The sequence below is a fragment of the Bacteroides sp. 1_1_14 genome, assembly GCF_000162515.1.
In the GTDB taxonomy this organism is placed as follows: Bacteria; Bacteroidota; Bacteroidia; order Bacteroidales; family Bacteroidaceae; genus Bacteroides; species Bacteroides thetaiotaomicron.
This window is the reverse complement of sequence record NZ_GG774707.1, coordinates 83,300-99,897: the sequence shown is the minus strand read 5'-3', so window position 1 is coordinate 99,897 and position 16,598 is coordinate 83,300. Positions and strand designations below refer to the sequence as shown.

The window sequence follows — 16,598 nt, the reverse complement described above, 5'->3', positions numbered from 1 at the left end:
CCCGCTTCTTTTTATAAGGTTGTTAGCTATTCATGACATAACACATCCCCAAAATACTTGAAATAATGAAAAAACATCCGGGAATAAATAAACGAACAAACAATCTTGTCAATTGCATTTTTTGCTCGACAAACATTGCATCATTATCCAAATTATACCAAACCGTAACTTTATCACCTATATGAAAATCTTTCGGGTAATATGAAAATTGTGTGATATCCTCCACAATAATATTGGGATTGATAGACCGACAGCATTTTTCACCCTCTCCTTCTAATGTAAATTCAACAGACGGGCGCATAAGAAGCTTTCCATCCTTCACATAAGTATCAACATCCACTACTATTCCATCTATCTTCTTAATGTATTTCGTTTCGACTCTCTTGATTAAAAGACAAAACATTCTCATCTTAATGATCAAACCAAGTCCATGGCCAGCCAGCAAAAGTGCTAGTATACAAACAATTGTTCCCATTTATTTTTTATGTCGGTTAGCTCTCTTTTTCCGAATATCCGCTTTCATCTTCGCGGCTCCGGAACCATGTTGTCCACGAATATAAGTCGCTTTCTTCGCTTTCGTCTTCACTTTCTCCTCCTCCTGGGGCTTATCTTTCTTACCTTTAAAGACGATTCCACCCATGATTGCATCTTCTATACTCATATATATTATATTGTTAGCATTCACATTTCTGATGCAAAGATAAGCCTTTTCTACGGAATTGTTTATCTTTGGCGGATAAAACAATACATAATCACCAAAATGGCAACAATAACCCTTTCCGCAGAAAAGGACCCGATGGGAGCTGCAATCTCCGATTATTTCAATCATCACAGGGCTGACCGCTTGCGAGTATTCTCTTCTCAATTCGAAGAAGATGAAATCCCCGTTAAGGAATTATTCCGAAGTATACAGTCCATGCCAGTCCTCGAACGCACTGCTCTGCAAATGGCTACGGGAAGAATATTAGATGTAGGAGCCGGAAGCGGCTGCCACGCATTGGCACTTCAAGAAATGGGAAAAGAAGTTTGCGCCATTGACATCTCTCCGCTTTCCAACGAAGTAATGAAACAACGCGGCGTAAAAGATTCCCGCCTCATCAATCTCTTTGACGAAACATTCACCGAAACATTCGATACGGTTCTGATGCTGATGAATGGTTCGGGCATCATAGGAACACTAAATAATATGCCTGCCTTCTTCCAACGGATGAAACGTATCCTACGCCCTGGCGGATGTATTCTGATGGATTCAAGTGATCTGCGCTATCTTTTCGAAGAAGAAGACGGCAGCATGCTTATCGACCTGGCAGGCGATTATTATGGGGAAGTAGATTTCCAGATGCAATACAAGGATGTAAAAGGAGATACATTCGATTGGCTATATATCGATTTTCAGACTCTTAGCCTGTACGCCTCCGAATGTGGATTCAAAGCGGAATTAATCAAAGAAGGAAAACATTATGACTATCTGGCAAAGCTGAGCCTTGCCTGACAGCGTATTATTTTAATCAGAAAAAGCCCTATTCAGGATAGTGACACTATCACATCGGAATAGTGTAACCATACTAACGATATAGTGTCACCATCCCAGTGTGATAGTGACACTATATCTATTGTGCCCGCATCCGGTTCAGAGACCGGCAATAAGCACTTATTTCAGCATTTCATTGATCTGCTGAACCAGTGAAGCAAACTCTTCTTCATTATACAGACGAGTCAGTTTTACAATCTTTCCTTCCCGGTCTATCAGCACATTCCGTGTGATTCCGGCATCACGCAATGCATATTTTGCAAAAATATCAGCTCCCGGATCCAGTCCCAGCGGGTAAGTCACTCCGGTAGACTTTGCGAAGGCAAGCACTTTTTCAAGCGGTTCGTCACGGTCTATTCCAATCAGTGCAAAGTCTGCATTATCCTTATGCTTCAGCCAAATGTCTTTTTCTATAAAAGGCATTTCCTTACGGCATACTCCGCACCAACTTGCTGTAAACTGCAACATGACAACCTTCCCACGAAGAGAAGACAAAGTCACTTGTTTACCATCCGTCAATGTAATCGTAAAATCAGGGGCCATTTCCCCTATTCTGACAATATATCCTGTACTATCAGCTTGTGCCGACATCGCTTCAGTAGCCACTTTCACTGTGTCTGAAGCGCTCTCAGCAGCTTCTGCTCCTTTCTTCTGACCGGAACAAGCCAGTAAACTAACGGCTAATAAAGCCACACCACATACATTCATAATTTTCTTTTTCATCTTCTTGCAATCATTAGTGAGACTGCAAATATAAAAAAAGAACATGATGTATTTGCATTTTTAAAATAAATTCATACCTTTGCACCCGCAAAACAGAAAACGCCTCTTTAGCTCAGTTGGCCAGAGCACGTGATTTGTAATCTCGGGGTCGTTGGTTCGAATCCGACAAGAGGCTCTCCTCAAAATTCAAATGCCGCTATATGCGGCATTTTTTATATCCTTTTCATTCGATGTTCACGAAACACAACCATGCTTACACCCTCAACAGGCTCAAAGCAAACACAACTGCCAAATCCTTTCTTTTCAACCGAAAGTCACAGCCGGAAAATAATCCGAATATGATTAACACTACCGAAGCTGTCCCCCAACGATAAGAAAGTACTTCGAAAGCTGAAAAACCGATCAGCAATAAAGTGATGAAAAAAACGGAGCCAGCCCAAAAGTGAAAGAGGAAACCGACGCATATAGTATGCCTTTGATACGATTCATGAATATATTCGACTAAAATCCGATATTTATGACTGCAAAGATATAAATATAAATCCAAGAAGATATCAAACAAGAAGAATAATAGATTTGCAGATAAAAAACCTTCCATTTATTATTTGTTTTTAAATAAAAGAATGTATTTTTGAATCCAAATATATAGCTAATATTATTATATATATCATTAATATACTATGCATCAATATTTTAATATTAAATTTTATATATAAATTTATATCTTATAAAACAAACACTATTTTCAAGAAGCAATAAATAACCAATTAAAAGACAAAGATTATGGCATTATTTGTAAATCCCGGCAAAGATTGGGAAAAGAACATGAGTGAAGAAGACATCGCACAAATGGAATCACAAGGTTATGATGTAACAGAACTACGCGCCAAACGCGCAAAATCTGCAGAGGAAGAAGAAAAAGAGCGCCTCCGCGAAAAAGAAGAGCGGGAAAACTTCAAGAATCCAACTAACCTGAACAAACTCGCCCCTTACCTGCAGACACCACGTGACATGAGCACTTCTTTTTTCAAAGCTATGGCAGGCAGCGCCCCCTGGCTATTCAAAGATCGTTGGAAAAGAAAATATACCGAGGCTCCTATTGTTTATGCCGCGGTAGTGCAAGCTAATACCGCCCTATGGATGCCCGGTAATAACGATTATTATCCTGCCGTATTTGTTTTTGCACTTGATCAAAAACACATTCACGACACCGAATGGCTAAAACAAATAGCAGAAGAAATAAATGTATTGCAAGATGCCGACCAAATCCCCGGTGATTGCCGCAAACTAATACAGACATTACGCGATGATACCAGCGAATTCTGTTTTCGTATCGGCAAAAGTGTATGTGGTGATGCCAACGCATGGTGTGCCACCTATAAATTCGACAAACAGACAGCACTGCCACGCAAGGCTTTACCATCCGATGGAATCGTCCCTTTTCTATTAAAGTCCGCCCCGGTAGAAAATCAATTTGTTGATTTCAAACTAATCCCGACTGAATTTTATATCGGCTAAAAATAGATAAGCAGAAATAGGCAAACCGAAAGTAAACAATATTTTTTTTCATCATTTATAATTATATCTCACATAAGGAATATGCATGCATACATTATCCAACAACTAACAAGAATTATATTGTTTATCACTATCGGTTTGCCTATAGGACTAAAAAGTTTTGCCCAAGAAACAAAACGTTTCTATATGGAACTGGACACTCCCCGCAATGGAGCCAAAGCAGGACAAGAGCTTGAATTAAAATACATCAGCACAGCCGATTTCGATTCTGTATCTCCACCCGACTTCGGAACGCTTATAGAAACAGTTGAAGGAGCAACACCACACAAAGCCGGTCATACAGTAAAAAACGGCATATTGACAGATATCTACGAGCAGGGATTCAGCTACCGCATACGTTTCAAGAAGCCAGGAAACACCAAACTACCTCTGGCATCCATCAAGGCAAACGGAAAGGAATACGAAACACCTCTGACCAGTGTATGGGTACATCCGGTCGATACCAATATCGACAGTGTAAAATGCAGCATTCAGCTGGAGGATTCTTATCGCAAAGGAGTTTTCACTGCCATCGGGATCTGTCTCTTAATCGCCTGGTTATTGATCCGCTTATCGTTTCAGAAACAAAAAAATAAAGAGACAGGATAAATAAAACAGAGAATAACCCTATCTCATTAATCCATCATTATCTGCATCTGCTTATTTATTTTTTAAGTATTCTCTTTAAATGTTCGACATCTAAAAGTAAGTTCACTGTTTCAAAATTTCCTTTATAAAAAACGCCCCAGTTATTGAAAACACAAGGCAGGTCTTTCGCTTTTTGGAGTGTATCCACTTGAATTAAAGATACAGGAACGTTATTTGTATCACAATACTGTTTTACCATTTCAATCTTTTGATAAATATAAGGGCATTGCATATCATAATAAATAGTCAGATCTTCGCTTTCAATTTTCATTTTTTTCGCGTTTTGCGCAAATTTCGGCATTGTCCCGTCAAAAGAAAGTGCAAGCAGTTCATATCCATTATCAGTCGCATCAACAACTTCAAAACCGAATTTCTTCGCAAACGATTGGTCAGAAAGCCAGTTCTTCTGCTTCTTTGAGCCAAGCATACAAACACCGGATTTGCCTTTTTCTTTGGCGTCTGTCAGGCAATATTCCATCAAAGCTCTTCCATACCCATTCCCCTTAGGACTTCCTAAGACCCATAAGCAATACAGATAATAATAGTTATCACCAATGATGGGAACCCAAGCTGTCTCAAGAGGTGCATACTCAATAAAAACCGTAGCTTTTGCATTTAGCTTTCTAAAAACATGACCTTCATTTAGTCTGTCGGAAAGCCATTGCCGCTTCGCGTCAATACCTGCATGAGGCTTTTTACTGCGAATAATGCAGCATAGATGCTCATCACTGAGGTTTTCCTTTGTTAAGTTTACAAAATCTGTATTCATATACGCATTCGTTTTAAATTAGATATCATCAATCAACCGATCTTAACGGTGCACTCTGCCATTTTGGCTGAATATAATAGTTATAGTTTCATAAGAGATAGTGATTTAGTATTAAAATCCTCTTTAAATCTTTCTCTCTGCCAAAAAGAGATAAGATTCTTTTTTGCTCTTCTATAGTTGGTATCTTGATAATTAAATTCCCAATGAATATTTCCTCATATTCTTTTACACAAACAGACTGCCAAATATCGTTTTTCTTAATTTGAAGATCCCCCATGACCTCAATATCCATTAAAGGAAGTTTGAATCTGGCAAAATTAGAACGAAACAAATCATCCTCTTTTGTTTCCGGAGATATTTCCATATATGTTTTTAGCAAGTGTTGCAATTTGCATGAATTCATTTCGGTAGTCAAAATATCGATATCAGCAGTTTCTCCGACCTCTATACCTGATAAAATCATAGCAGATGCACCTATAACATAAAAATCAGGACTTATTTCCTGTAATTCAACAGTTATACTTGCAAGACTCTGAGTTATCTTATCTTTAATTTTCATATCTCCAATAATATATAACAAAAATACAAAATATATTTCAGAAAGGTAAAAGAGCAGGCTTTAATAATACCATTAATGAATGTAATGAGAGCAACTATCGACAAAATTCCTCTTTTTCTATGTAGCTCTAACCTCCTGCAAATTTCATCAATCGCCTTATTATAACAACTACAAGGTTCAGTACTACGATATTCCAATGTCAGGGTTTGATAAAAAATATTAAGAGATTGGTCGCTTCCTATCCTTGGTTGCATAATCTTTACGCATTTTAATTCTAAATATTGCCTCCATATTAGCAAATCCTTATTTTGCCCTAGCAAACTTTTGACACCTCAACAGCATAAACAGTATTTATGGGATAATTTTAGAAAAGCTGAAACGAGTAAGCAAAGAATTATTCTATTTCCTTAATTCGTTCAATCTGTCTATCCAGAAAATAATCAGTATATAGGCTGTAGTCTTCCATTTCATAAAACGCTATCAGTCCTTTTCTGTAATTCAGTATATCCGAATCTTTGACAGGATATACGGGAATGATGCCAACATTCATCAAAGAAATACTTTCTATCATTCTTGCAGTCCGTTTGTTCCCGTTTGAAAATCTCATCAAACGACAACTGAAAGGCCATGACATACATCAAACATCATCCCGGCCGGATTGCACTCATTTTGCTAAATACAGGAAGCGATCTATAGCTTATTGTCGAAGATATGTTACAAGAGAATGTATATATCCTGCGATCTGGTGAAGCGGAAGCCCAGGAACCGGGTTATAGTAGACAGAGTGGAACTAAAGCTATGTACACACTGCGAGAAAACTCTTCCGTTACACCGGTTTTACGCTGGCAGGATATATATGGTCAATTTTAAACATTATAGTAATGCCATGAGGAATAAATATGGATACAATAAGAGCAATTGAAGGAGAGTTACCGATACAAAACTTCAAGAAGATATTAAACATATATAAATAAGACAGGATTATTTTTTTTACGTCATTTTTTTATCTATATTAAAGGTCAGAGAATAAACCAACAATTTTAAATACTTTAAAGAGATCCAAGCAAATAACAAAAACATATTTTACACAACGCCTTAAAGTCTGAAAAATAGTAACATTATTTAAAATCCAGTAGTTATGAAAACAATTAATTATTTTTCCGACTCATTGCTTGCATTATTATTTTATGCACTATTTGCTGCATGTAATAATGATTTGCAAACTATTGCTGTCACTGAAATAAAAGGAATAGAACAAACTCTCTTAAACGAAAGCAATACTTTAATAAGTTCAGATGTAGCAACAGATAGTACTATGCTTGGTAAAGACAACACAATATCCAACTCAACGTCTGCTACTAATACATTCTTCACTAAACAAGAATATGAAGAGGGGATGGATTGGTGGAAAGATAGAGAAGGTGCGCTACCTGCTCTATATGAATATCAGGTATCCTGTCGTGATTTTCCTTCTGGACATGGTCCTGATACTTGCATATATTATATGACCATTATTTGGACTTGTTATCCTCCTATTACAGAAGCTAATTGGATGGATTATCAATATATGCAAGTACAACATAGGCTAATAAGTGGTACTACTGCATTTCCTTGGCGTTATTTAGGTGAAGGGGGCCCGGGGAATTATAATTATGGAATAGTGAAAGTCAATGGATTTCAAGATCCTATGGATTTAAATGCTACACATTTGCCTACTAGAGTTCAGCTTAGATATAGATTGTTGCATAAAGATTTCCCAGGGAAAGCAGATAAAAGTATTAATGATAAAGAAAAATGGTACAATAAAAACCTTGCAACTGGATGGTATTATAAAGATTACAATCAGCCAACTTATAATAACCCTTATGGTTATAATTCACAGGATTTCAACAATATGGAATCACTAAAATTCATAATTAATGATCCTAAGTGTGGCTCATCTTTTTCTGTAAGAGTGCTTGTTGATGGATATTTAGTTTTTCCCCAATTAGTAGGCGGAAGATATGAAGTTACTGTTCCAAAATTTAGGAAGACTGGAGAATATCTCATAACAGCTGAATACGCAGGCAATGTTTCGGAAGAATTTAAAACTGCAGTGCGACACGGTATCTATCAAGAATATACAAGCAAAGAAATTTATATCATGTTTAGTTGCAATGAGTTTAGCTATGATTAACAACCTTACATATCACAATAATGAAACGAATACTTTTAATTCTATTTTGCAGTCTACATAGCATTTTGTTTCTCCGTTCACAAAACGCTAGCAGCGACATCATCTTCAAACAGTTCTTCGATAATGCCGTTGCTTTTGCTGACACATACCCACGTGAGAAGGTATACTTGCATTTTGATAATAGTAGTTATTATGTAGGAGATACTATATGGTTTAAAGCCTACACGGTATATGCTAAGAACAATATGCCAAGCACCATCAGCAAACCCCTTTATGTAGAAATGCTCGACCAGACAGGGCATATTACCCAACGCCAAATCATTGAATTGAATAGCGGTGAAGGACATGGACAGATAATCCTGAATGAAAGTACCATGTCCGGCTATTATGAAATCAGAGCTTACACCCGTTGGATGCTCGCATTCAGCGAACCTTCTTACTTCTCACGTACATTCCCGATCTATCAGTCTGCACAAGGAGAAAGACCAGAACGGAGGATTTCGACCTATAATCTGAATCCTTCCATGAAACAGCGACCGAAAAATGTGACAGATAAACTTGCTATCCAATTCTTTCCCGAAGGAGGAACACTCGTGAAAGGCATCTCTTCTCGTGTGGCATTTAAAGCTGAAAGTAGAGAAGATGGTAATGTTATCCTTGAAGGTGCCATTTATACGAAAGACGGGGAAAAGCTGACAGAAATAAAAACCCTACATGACGGAATGGGAATATTCACTTATACACCCGAAGAAAAACCAGCAGTAGCTAAAGTAACTTATAAAGAAAAAGAATATAAATTCAATCTACCGGACGCCCTTTCCGCCGGATATGTATTGAACGTGAATAATTCAAGCGGAGCTATTGTAGGTAACGTATTGAGCAATGAGAATACCCCGGATGCAGACATTGTAGCATTCATAAGTCATGAAGGTCGCCCCTATTCGTATTGGATACTACGAATGAGATCAGGTGGAAATCAAACTTTCTTACTTAAAACGCGCGATCTTCCCGGAGGCATATACCAAGTCAGTCTACTAGACAAAACCGGGAATATGCTGTGCGAACGATTTACATTTGTGCAACCCAATAAATTGAATTCAATACAATTAAATGGAATTAAAGACATTTACCGGCCTTTCGAACCAATTCGCTGCGAAATACAAGTAACAGATCAAAAAGGAAATCCTTTACAAGGTTCTTTATCCATATCAGTAAGAGATGCTATACGTTCGGATTATGCAGAATATGATAATAATATATTTACAGATATGTTATTAACATCCGGTTTAAAAGGATATATTGATAAACCGGGGTATTATTTTGCAGATATTACACTTCGCAAATTGCAAGAACTTGATGTTTTGCTCATGGTTCACGGTTGGCGTCAATATGACTTATCACAACTTATTTCCGGTAAAAATGAAAAGCTACTTCAACAGTCAGCTGAAAAAGAGTTGTTACTACAAGGACAGATTCGTTCTTATCTATTAAAAAAAGAAATGAAAGATATGGAGGTAAGCGTCATGGCTAAAGTGGACAATACATTTGTAGCAGGAAATACGTTTACAGATGAAAACGGCAAATTTCAACTTCCGGTTACTAGTTTTGAAGGAGAAGTAGAAGCGGTATTCCAGATACGCCGTAGGGGATCTAAACATAAGAAAGATGCTTCTGTTATGCTCGACCGTAACTTCGCCCCTACCCCACGCGCCTTCAGCTATGAAGAAGAACATCCACAGTGGATGGACAAAAACTCATGGATCACCCTTTCCAACCGTATAGACTCGCTATATGTAGATTCTATTAGCAAAACTAACAACACCTATTTATTGAGCGAAGTGGAAATAGCAAAAAAAAGAAAAAATAAGAACATCACTACTCAAGTATTCGAGAAAAGCGTAGACGCATACTATGATGTAACGCGATTGGTTGATGAATTACGCGATCAGGGAATAGTAATTAATACTATACCCGACTTGCTTAGTAAAGTGAATCCTAACTTTTCATACGATGTGCAAGACGGAAGCTCACGATATAAAGAGAAAACAATCTGTCTCATTGTTGGCAAACAAGTACTTGATACTTTAACTGCTTGGACATTGTGGAATGAGATAGATGGTATAAAACAGATTATGATATGCGAAGGAAGCAATTCGTATACTAATGAAGTGCTTAATTCAATACACGGTTCAAATATGACAAAAGGACAAAATGTAAAAGACATGATGACAGCAATGAATCCCCCACGTACCTTTGATGACAGTTTCTATCTTTATGGAGATGCTGCAAAGAAAAAAATATCGTTAGACGATACTGAAAAGGCCAAATCAGAACCCCTTTTTAGAAAGAAATCATCAGGAATCAACAATAATGTAAACGTCAATATCGATTTTTCAAGATTCGGACAATATGCTTTATTCTACATAACTCCGCATTTTGACTCCAATTATAGCAGATTAACGCAAAAGTCAATGAAGGCTGCCCATGGAACACGTCGTACAATAATCCAAGGATATTCTCGCCCATTAGCTTTCTATTCTCCTGTCTACAAAGACAAAATACCGACTGCAAATGTCAACCATCGTCGCCGTACACTTTATTGGAATCCTACTATACAAACTGACAAAAATGGTAAAATTAGCATAGAATGTCAGAACGGTATGTATGCCAATCCGGTCATTATCCACGCAGAAATGCTGAAAGGTGGAATCCCATGCAGTATTACGATTATTGGAGAGAAGAAAAAAAATAAACCAGTAAATATCTCCAAAGTCCCTTTTAGGATTTCAATTTAGATGAAATACCGCCATTTCCGACAAATTCCCCTAATGATGTCAAGGGTCGGTCAAGGATAAAAACAATAGTGAGACAATTGGAATACATGAAACAGATATTTAATGAAGAACAAATAAATAAAGCTGCATTCATCATCGAAAGCCCTTTATCAAAGCTTTCTGAGCTTTATCATAGCGAAGTTAAGAATCTTGCTATTTTAATGTCTTGAACTACAAGAAAGGATTAATATCTTTTTGCGAAACTGGAGAATATTCTCTTTATACTGATTACTTCTTGAATAAACAAATCGAAAGAATAAAAGAAATAGAAGAATAAAAAACAGCCTTCCTCTCAAAACACCATCCTTATATCATGGTATTAACCAAAAGCTGGGAACAAAGTGGGAACATTTTGGATTAAGAGAAAAGAAAAACCCTCTCAGAAATCATCTGAAGGGTTTTATGAGGTTCCTGGCGGATTCGAACCGCCGTACACGGTTTTGCAGACCGCTGACTAAGCCACTCATCCAAGGAACCATTTTTTTCTCGTTTGCGGTTGCAAAGGTAGTACAAATTTTGAAACTACCAACTATCCGCAGCAATTTTTCTTTGTACTTTTTTTCTTTACACCGCACTCTTGACGTTTCTTCTCCATCATATCCTTTAAATCACAGCCACTTACGCAGCTATCACAAGGATTCTCACTTTCTCGCGTACGACGAAAAAAAAGATAAATTCCATATATTACACGGGCAATGCAGAGTACAATCAGTACTCCGACTACCCATTCCTGCCAATTATTCATACAAACATTCCTCCAATCTGATAAACTGAAAATGCCACCAGCCAGGCCAGCCCTGTGGTATAGCAAGCTGCAAAGAGCGCCCACTTCCAACTGCCGGACTCTTGCTTAATAGCCGCCAATGCCGCAATACAAGGGAAGTAAATCAGCACAAACAGCATATAACAGAACGCCACTAAAGGAGTTATCGGAATCCGTTCCGCCAGGCTAGCCTCATCGACCTCCGGATCATCCACATACAAAACACCCAGCGTACTAACGACCAGCTCTTTTGCCCCTACTCCGGAAATCAAACCGATACCCAACTTCCAGTCAAAGCCCATCGGCTTTATCACCGGCTCTATAGCCCGTCCTAACTGACCGATATAAGAATTTTCCTGTTGTTCAGCTACTGTCTCATACGCCTCATGGTTCGGATAATATCCGAGGAACCAGATGATAATAGAAGCAATCATAATAATCCCTCCCATTTTTTTCAGATACTGCGCTCCCTTCTCCCATGTATGACGGAATATGGATTTTGCCGTCGGCATTCGATAAGGAGGAAGCTCCATCACAAAAGGAGTATCATCACCCTTTACCAAAAACTTGCTGAACAGACGCGCCAACAGCACAGCCAGAAAAATTCCGATCGCATAAATACTTAACAACACCAAACTCGCATTGTTCGGGAAAAAAGCCCCTACCAACAAAAGATAAATGGGCAGACGCGCGCTACAAGACATCAACGGGTTAATCAACATCGTAATCAAACGGCTTTTCCGGTTCTCAATAGTACGGGAAGCCATGATAGCAGGCACATTACAACCGAATCCCATAATCAACGGAATAAACGATTTTCCGTGCAAGCCCATCTTATGCATAATTTTATCCATTATAAACGCTGCACGGGCCATATAACCGGAGTCTTCCATCAGCGAAATACAGAAATACAGAATCAGAATATTGGGCAGAAAGACGATAACACCGCCTACACCGCCTACGATACCGTCAACCAGCATATCCTTCAACGGCCCCTCCGACATATTATTGCGAATCAGGTCACCGATTTGCCCCACCAGCCATTCAATTCCCATCATCGGATATTCGCCGAGAACAAACGTCCCCTCAAACATCAGGTACATGAAAAGGAAAAAGATAGGATACCCCCAGATACGATGGGTAACGATAGCATCCAGCACCTTCGTCGTCTGCGCCTGCTCCAGATGATTGTCAGTAAATGTCTCTTTCAGCGCACCACTGATAAAACCGTATTTGGCATCCGTTATGGCGGATTCGCAATCCTCGTTCATCGTTTCCTGAACGCGCTTGGCCATCTTGTCGCGGATACGGAAAATCTCTCCCGCATTGGGCAGCGTCCGCACAAAGTTCTCTATATCGGGATCGTTTTCCAGCAACTTGATAGACAGAAAGCGGGTAGAATATTTATGGCGGATAAATTCATTCTTGGATACTTCCTCTTTTACAGCGTCAATCGCTTTTTCCAGATCGGGACCATGATTGATATGGATATGACGGAATACACGCCCTTTCCTTTTATGTTCGCGCACGTAATCCTCCAGATGTTCTTCCTCATGATTCTTCCGGTCTTCCAGAGAATCATGCCATTCGGTCAAGTCTTTCAGAACTTCCGGATTCATATTTCCCTGCTTGTCAAAGAAATCGACCCCTTCATAAAGGTTGATTACTACATGAAACAAGGTATCCAGTCCACGATTCTTCTTGCTGACAGTAGGCACCATCGGCACTCCGAACAATTTACTCAACAAATGATAATCCAATGTATTACCGCTAGATTCCAGCTCATCGTAAATATTCAAAGCCACTACCATGCGGACATTCATGTCAATCAGTTGGGTAGTCAGATACAGATTTCGTTCCAGATTTGAAGAATCGACTACATTGATAATTACGTCCGGTGTTTCATCAACAATATGACGGCGGACATAAATTTCTTCCGGTGTATAAGCTGACAGTGAATACGTTCCCGGCAAATCGACAATACGGAAATGATAACCTTCGAAATCGAAATATCCTTCTTTGGCATCTACAGTTACACCGCTATAGTTTCCTACATGCTCATGGGCACCGGAAGCCAGATTGAAAAGAGAAGTCTTGCCTGAGTTCGGATTCCCGACCAGAGCAACGTTGATGGTACGGCGCTTACCTAACGCCAACCGTTTCATTTCTTCTTCTTTTACAGAAACATCTTCGGGCAGACCTTCGTGATATACAGCTTTTTCGGCTTGTTTTTTTGCTTCTTCCTCGCTGACTACTTCAATCATTTCCGCTTCCTGACGACGAAGAGATATTTCATAACCTAAGACTTTATATTTAATCGGGTCTTTCAGTGGAGCATTCAACAATACTTCAACAGTTTTACCTTTGATAAAACCCATCTCCACAATACGTTTACGAAAGCCTCCGTGTCCCAAGACCTTAACGATGACACCTTTTTCACCTGTTCCTAATTCGGATAAACGCATAACTATCTAAATTTTCGGCAAAGATAATTCATAACTTCCGAGCACGCAAATTATTTAGAATGTTTTTAAATAGCAGGATTTTCGTATACTGACGGTATCTAAATAAACCCATCAAAAGTCCAAGTCACAACAGGTAACTAATTCCCTGCCTACATCTATTGAATTTACATGCAACAATTAGTTCGTGCCACTATAGTGGTACGCAAGAAGTACTATAGTTCCCCTTACGTCCTACTATAGTGGCACGAAAGAGGAACTATAATAGGACGAATTAGAAATCGCTAAAGAAAAAAATAATTTATGGGAGTTTTTTCCTTAGTCAGTCCGATAAAAACAATTAGCATTCACTTGAGATACCTCAATAAACTATTATCTTTGCAGATATGATACAACAACGGGTTATACGATATATAGAGAAAGAGCATTTATTCTCGCCGAACGATAAACTTCTGATTGCCCTGAGTGGCGGAGCCGACTCGGTGGCCTTGCTACGTGTACTCCACACAGCAGGTTATCAATGCGAAGCTGCCCACTGCAATTTCCATTTACGCGGTGAAGAATCAAACCGTGACGAACAGTTTGTCCGGCAACTTTGCCAAAAATACGGCATCCGCCTGCATACCATCGACTTCAACACGACTCAGTACGCAACTGAAAAACGGATCTCGATAGAAATGGCAGCCAGGGAACTCCGCTATAACTGGTTCGAAAAGATAAAAGAAGAGTGCGGAGCCCATGTAATCGCCGTAGCTCACCACCAGGACGACAGTGTAGAAACGATGCTGCTCAACCTCATTCGGGGTACAGGCATCACCGGCTTATTAGGAATCCGCCCCCGAAACGGGGCAATCGTACGTCCGCTGCTCTGCATCAACCGGGAAGAAATTATCCGCTACCTGCAACAGATCGGACAAAACTTCGTAACAGACAGTACCAATCTGGAAGACGAATATACCCGCAATAAAATCCGCCTCAACCTACTCCCACTGATGCAGGAAATAAATCCATCGGTCAAAAACAGTCTGATAGAAACAAGCAATCACCTGAATGATGTCGCTGTTATATATAATAAGGTAATAACCGAAGCCAAAACACGGATTATCACTCCGGAAGGTATCCGAATCAATGCTTTACTAGAAGAACCCGCTCCCGAAGCTTTCTTGTTTGAAACATTGCATCCACTGGGATTCAATTCGGCACAAATCAAAGATATAGCCAATTCGCTTCATGGGCAGTCGGGGAAACAATTCGTCAGCAAAGAATGGCGAGTCATTAAAGACCGGAATTTGCTGCTATTGGAAACCATCCGGCCGGAAGACGAATCTACCCTTCCCTATCAATTAATAAAAGAGGAAAGAGAATTCACACCCGATTTCCGGATTCCACGGGAAAAAGAAACCGCCTGTTTCGATGCAGACAAATTAAATGAGGAAATTCACTGCCGCAAATGGCAAGCGGGAGATACATTCATCCCCTTCGGCATGACGGGCAAGAAAAAAATAAGCGATTATCTGACCGACCGCAAATTCTCCATCAGCCAAAAAGAACGCCAATGGGTTCTCTGCTGCGGTGAACGCATTGCATGGCTGATAGGCGAACGGACAGATAACCGCTTCCGGATAGACGAAACGACTAAACGAGTGATTATCTACAAGATAGTCTGAGGCAATTTCTGTTTCTTGAAACACTCGGACAGCAAAGAAGCGAAAGGAGTATCATATTTCCTTGCCTTGTTTGCACATGCTTTCACACAGGCGCAGCATTTGATGCATTTTTCAGCATTCGTGTTCAGTTCATCCCCTTTGGTGATCGCTCCTGCCGGACAACGAGCCGCACAGATACCACAATGAGTACACAAGCTCTCATCTTCTATCCAAGGGGTACGGGGAAGCGGAGTACCACTTTTGCGCAGCTTGATTACCTTCCTCAAAAAGCGGAATAAGGGGAAAAACGGCTGACTGGGGCGTTTAATGGCACGCACATCCACCTGGTAAAGAGTATCGGGTCCGTCAGCTGCCTGAATTTTCTCCATTATCTTTTTTCCGAAATCTTCCGCATAATCCAAATCAGATTCATTCGGACGACCGTCTGCGATGGGACATTTATCGGTGCTATATGAATGTTCACCTATGAAGGTTGCTCCGGCAATCACCTTCAATCCGTGAGGGATGGCAAAAGCGTCCAGTTCCATCAACGCCTTCTCGTAGGCACGGTTTCCGTAAACCACGACCAATACGGCAGGAGTATCCAGACCGCGAATACTTTCCAGACGTTCCATAGCCAAAGGAGCCACATGACCTCCATATACAGGCACTACGATAACAGCTAATGCAGACGTAGGAATAACAGTTTCCTCGACAGTCTGCAATGTGAGATTCATCGAAACGACATTTTTTATACCGGTTCCGTGAACAATTGCTTCGGCTACTTGTTTTGATGTGTGTGTAGGCGAAAAATAAATTAAACGAGCTTCATTTACTGTCATACTATTTTCTTTTATACAGCAAAGATACGTTTTTACGCTGAAAAAAGTGTTTGATTGTTCATGAAACCAAAAATATTTATTATCTTTG

15 protein-coding genes, 2 tRNA genes and 2 pseudogenes are annotated in these 16,598 nt (G+C 39.5%); 8 read left to right on the top strand and 11 right to left on the bottom strand.

Annotated features, from left to right (window positions below; genetic code table 11):
• Nucleotides 1-22: 22 nt before the first annotated feature.
• Nucleotides 23-475, bottom strand: a complete 453-nt coding sequence (locus tag HMPREF9007_RS09825) for a hypothetical protein (protein WP_008762147.1) — start codon at nucleotides 473-475, stop codon at nucleotides 23-25.
• Nucleotides 476-661 (bottom strand): hypothetical protein, encoded by a 186-nt coding sequence (locus HMPREF9007_RS27240; protein WP_008762146.1) that lies wholly within the window; start codon nucleotides 659-661, stop codon nucleotides 476-478. It lies immediately after the preceding gene.
• Between the two features lie 99 nt (nucleotides 662-760).
• Between HMPREF9007_RS27240 and HMPREF9007_RS09835 the strand changes: the two genes are divergently transcribed.
• Nucleotides 761-1,492, top strand: coding sequence for a class I SAM-dependent methyltransferase (locus HMPREF9007_RS09835; protein WP_008762145.1), 732 nt, complete (start codon nucleotides 761-763; stop codon nucleotides 1,490-1,492).
• A gap of 159 nt (nucleotides 1,493-1,651) precedes the next feature.
• Here HMPREF9007_RS09835 and HMPREF9007_RS09840 read toward each other — a convergent pair whose 3' ends face one another.
• Nucleotides 1,652-2,254, bottom strand: coding sequence for a TlpA disulfide reductase family protein (locus tag HMPREF9007_RS09840; protein ID WP_008762144.1), 603 nt, complete (start codon nucleotides 2,252-2,254; stop codon nucleotides 1,652-1,654).
• Between the two features lie 101 nt (nucleotides 2,255-2,355).
• On the opposite strand from HMPREF9007_RS09840, the gene HMPREF9007_RS09845 reads away from it, so the two are divergent.
• Nucleotides 2,356-2,429 (top strand) — tRNA-Thr (locus HMPREF9007_RS09845).
• Between the two features lie 84 nt (nucleotides 2,430-2,513).
• Here the strand turns inward: HMPREF9007_RS09845 and HMPREF9007_RS09850 are convergent.
• Nucleotides 2,514-2,743 (bottom strand): annotated as a pseudogene (locus tag HMPREF9007_RS09850) (EamA/RhaT family transporter); the annotation flags it as partial.
• A 294-nt stretch (nucleotides 2,744-3,037) separates the two neighbouring features.
• On the opposite strand from HMPREF9007_RS09850, the gene HMPREF9007_RS09855 reads away from it, so the two are divergent.
• Both HMPREF9007_RS09855 and HMPREF9007_RS09860 read left to right on the top strand, forming a co-directional pair.
• Nucleotides 3,038-3,772: a hypothetical protein gene (locus tag HMPREF9007_RS09855; RefSeq protein ID WP_008762142.1), complete on the top strand. Its 735-nt coding sequence runs from the start codon at nucleotides 3,038-3,040 to the stop codon at nucleotides 3,770-3,772.
• A 186-nt stretch (nucleotides 3,773-3,958) separates the two neighbouring features.
• The gene (locus tag HMPREF9007_RS09860) at nucleotides 3,959-4,420 is read left to right on the top strand and encodes a hypothetical protein (RefSeq protein ID WP_229094207.1); all 462 of its coding nucleotides are present in this window, start codon (nucleotides 3,959-3,961) and stop codon (nucleotides 4,418-4,420) included.
• 55 nt (nucleotides 4,421-4,475) lie between these two features.
• Here HMPREF9007_RS09860 and HMPREF9007_RS09865 read toward each other — a convergent pair whose 3' ends face one another.
• The 3 genes and pseudogenes from HMPREF9007_RS09865 to HMPREF9007_RS09875 all read right to left on the bottom strand — a co-directional run.
• Nucleotides 4,476-5,228, bottom strand: a complete 753-nt coding sequence (locus tag HMPREF9007_RS09865) for a GNAT family N-acetyltransferase (RefSeq protein ID WP_008762140.1) — start codon at nucleotides 5,226-5,228, stop codon at nucleotides 4,476-4,478.
• An 88-nt stretch (nucleotides 5,229-5,316) separates the two neighbouring features.
• Nucleotides 5,317-5,787: a hypothetical protein gene (locus HMPREF9007_RS09870; RefSeq protein ID WP_008762139.1), complete on the bottom strand. Its 471-nt coding sequence runs from the start codon at nucleotides 5,785-5,787 to the stop codon at nucleotides 5,317-5,319.
• A gap of 394 nt (nucleotides 5,788-6,181) precedes the next feature.
• Nucleotides 6,182-6,400, bottom strand: a pseudogene (locus HMPREF9007_RS09875) (hypothetical protein); the annotation flags it as partial.
• Nucleotides 6,401-6,925: 525 nt separating this feature from the next.
• On the opposite strand from HMPREF9007_RS09875, the gene HMPREF9007_RS09880 reads away from it, so the two are divergent.
• The 3 genes from HMPREF9007_RS09880 (at nucleotide 6,926) to HMPREF9007_RS27235 (ending at nucleotide 10,967) form a co-directional block, all read left to right on the top strand.
• The gene (locus tag HMPREF9007_RS09880) at nucleotides 6,926-7,963 is read left to right on the top strand and encodes a hypothetical protein (RefSeq protein WP_008762137.1); all 1,038 of its coding nucleotides are present in this window, start codon (nucleotides 6,926-6,928) and stop codon (nucleotides 7,961-7,963) included.
• A gap of 524 nt (nucleotides 7,964-8,487) precedes the next feature.
• Nucleotides 8,488-10,758, top strand: coding sequence for a hypothetical protein (locus HMPREF9007_RS0125205; RefSeq protein WP_277754679.1), 2,271 nt, complete (start codon nucleotides 8,488-8,490; stop codon nucleotides 10,756-10,758).
• Nucleotides 10,759-10,844: 86 nt separating this feature from the next.
• Complete coding sequence (locus HMPREF9007_RS27235; RefSeq protein ID WP_255420950.1) at nucleotides 10,845-10,967, top strand: hypothetical protein; 123 nt, start codon at nucleotides 10,845-10,847, stop codon at nucleotides 10,965-10,967.
• A 235-nt stretch (nucleotides 10,968-11,202) separates the two neighbouring features.
• Here the strand turns inward: HMPREF9007_RS27235 and HMPREF9007_RS09885 are convergent.
• The 3 genes from HMPREF9007_RS09885 to feoB form a co-directional block, all read right to left on the bottom strand.
• Nucleotides 11,203-11,274: transfer RNA gene (locus HMPREF9007_RS09885), tRNA-Cys, on the bottom strand.
• A 52-nt stretch (nucleotides 11,275-11,326) separates the two neighbouring features.
• Nucleotides 11,327-11,542: a hypothetical protein gene (locus HMPREF9007_RS09890; RefSeq protein ID WP_008762135.1), complete on the bottom strand. Its 216-nt coding sequence runs from the start codon at nucleotides 11,540-11,542 to the stop codon at nucleotides 11,327-11,329.
• Nucleotides 11,539-14,025 (bottom strand): ferrous iron transport protein B, encoded by a 2,487-nt coding sequence (feoB, locus tag HMPREF9007_RS09895; protein ID WP_008762134.1) that lies wholly within the window; start codon nucleotides 14,023-14,025, stop codon nucleotides 11,539-11,541. The genes HMPREF9007_RS09890 and feoB overlap by 4 nt, the downstream gene beginning before the upstream one ends.
• A gap of 383 nt (nucleotides 14,026-14,408) precedes the next feature.
• Here feoB and tilS point away from each other — a divergent pair, with 383 nt between their 5' ends.
• Nucleotides 14,409-15,689, top strand: a complete 1,281-nt coding sequence (gene tilS, locus HMPREF9007_RS09900) for a tRNA lysidine(34) synthetase TilS (RefSeq protein WP_008762133.1) — start codon at nucleotides 14,409-14,411, stop codon at nucleotides 15,687-15,689.
• On the opposite strand, the gene HMPREF9007_RS09905 is transcribed toward tilS, so the two are convergent.
• Nucleotides 15,674-16,510 carry a 4Fe-4S binding protein gene (locus HMPREF9007_RS09905; RefSeq protein WP_032841465.1) on the bottom strand — a complete coding sequence of 279 codons (837 nt, stop codon included), beginning with the start codon at nucleotides 16,508-16,510 and terminating at the stop codon, nucleotides 15,674-15,676. The genes tilS and HMPREF9007_RS09905 overlap by 16 nt on opposite strands.
• Between the last annotated feature and the right edge of the window lie 88 nt (nucleotides 16,511-16,598).

Excerpts from the sequence above, each read along its gene's own strand:
- HMPREF9007_RS09825 (WP_008762147.1), bottom strand. The coding sequence starts at position 475 with ATGGGAACAATTGTTTGTATACTAGCACTTTTGCTGGCTGGCCATGGA.
- HMPREF9007_RS27240 (WP_008762146.1), bottom strand. The coding sequence starts at position 661 with ATGAGTATAGAAGATGCAATCATGGGTGGAATCGTCTTTAAAGGTAAG.
- HMPREF9007_RS09835 (WP_008762145.1), top strand. The coding sequence starts at position 761 with ATGGCAACAATAACCCTTTCCGCAGAAAAGGACCCGATGGGAGCTGCA.
- HMPREF9007_RS09840 (WP_008762144.1), bottom strand. The coding sequence starts at position 2,254 with ATGAAAAAGAAAATTATGAATGTATGTGGTGTGGCTTTATTAGCCGTT.
- HMPREF9007_RS09855 (WP_008762142.1), top strand. The coding sequence starts at position 3,038 with ATGGCATTATTTGTAAATCCCGGCAAAGATTGGGAAAAGAACATGAGT.
- HMPREF9007_RS09860 (WP_229094207.1), top strand. The coding sequence starts at position 3,959 with ATGGAACTGGACACTCCCCGCAATGGAGCCAAAGCAGGACAAGAGCTT.
- HMPREF9007_RS09865 (WP_008762140.1), bottom strand. The coding sequence starts at position 5,228 with ATGAATACAGATTTTGTAAACTTAACAAAGGAAAACCTCAGTGATGAG.
- HMPREF9007_RS09870 (WP_008762139.1), bottom strand. The coding sequence starts at position 5,787 with ATGAAAATTAAAGATAAGATAACTCAGAGTCTTGCAAGTATAACTGTT.
- HMPREF9007_RS09880 (WP_008762137.1), top strand. The coding sequence starts at position 6,926 with ATGAAAACAATTAATTATTTTTCCGACTCATTGCTTGCATTATTATTT.
- HMPREF9007_RS0125205 (WP_277754679.1), top strand. The coding sequence starts at position 8,488 with ATGAAACAGCGACCGAAAAATGTGACAGATAAACTTGCTATCCAATTC.
- HMPREF9007_RS27235 (WP_255420950.1), top strand. The coding sequence starts at position 10,845 with ATGAAACAGATATTTAATGAAGAACAAATAAATAAAGCTGCATTCATC.
- HMPREF9007_RS09890 (WP_008762135.1), bottom strand. The coding sequence starts at position 11,542 with ATGAATAATTGGCAGGAATGGGTAGTCGGAGTACTGATTGTACTCTGC.
- feoB (WP_008762134.1), bottom strand. The coding sequence starts at position 14,025 with ATGCGTTTATCCGAATTAGGAACAGGTGAAAAAGGTGTCATCGTTAAG.
- tilS (WP_008762133.1), top strand. The coding sequence starts at position 14,409 with ATGATACAACAACGGGTTATACGATATATAGAGAAAGAGCATTTATTC.
- HMPREF9007_RS09905 (WP_032841465.1), bottom strand. The coding sequence starts at position 16,510 with ATGACAGTAAATGAAGCTCGTTTAATTTATTTTTCGCCTACACACACA.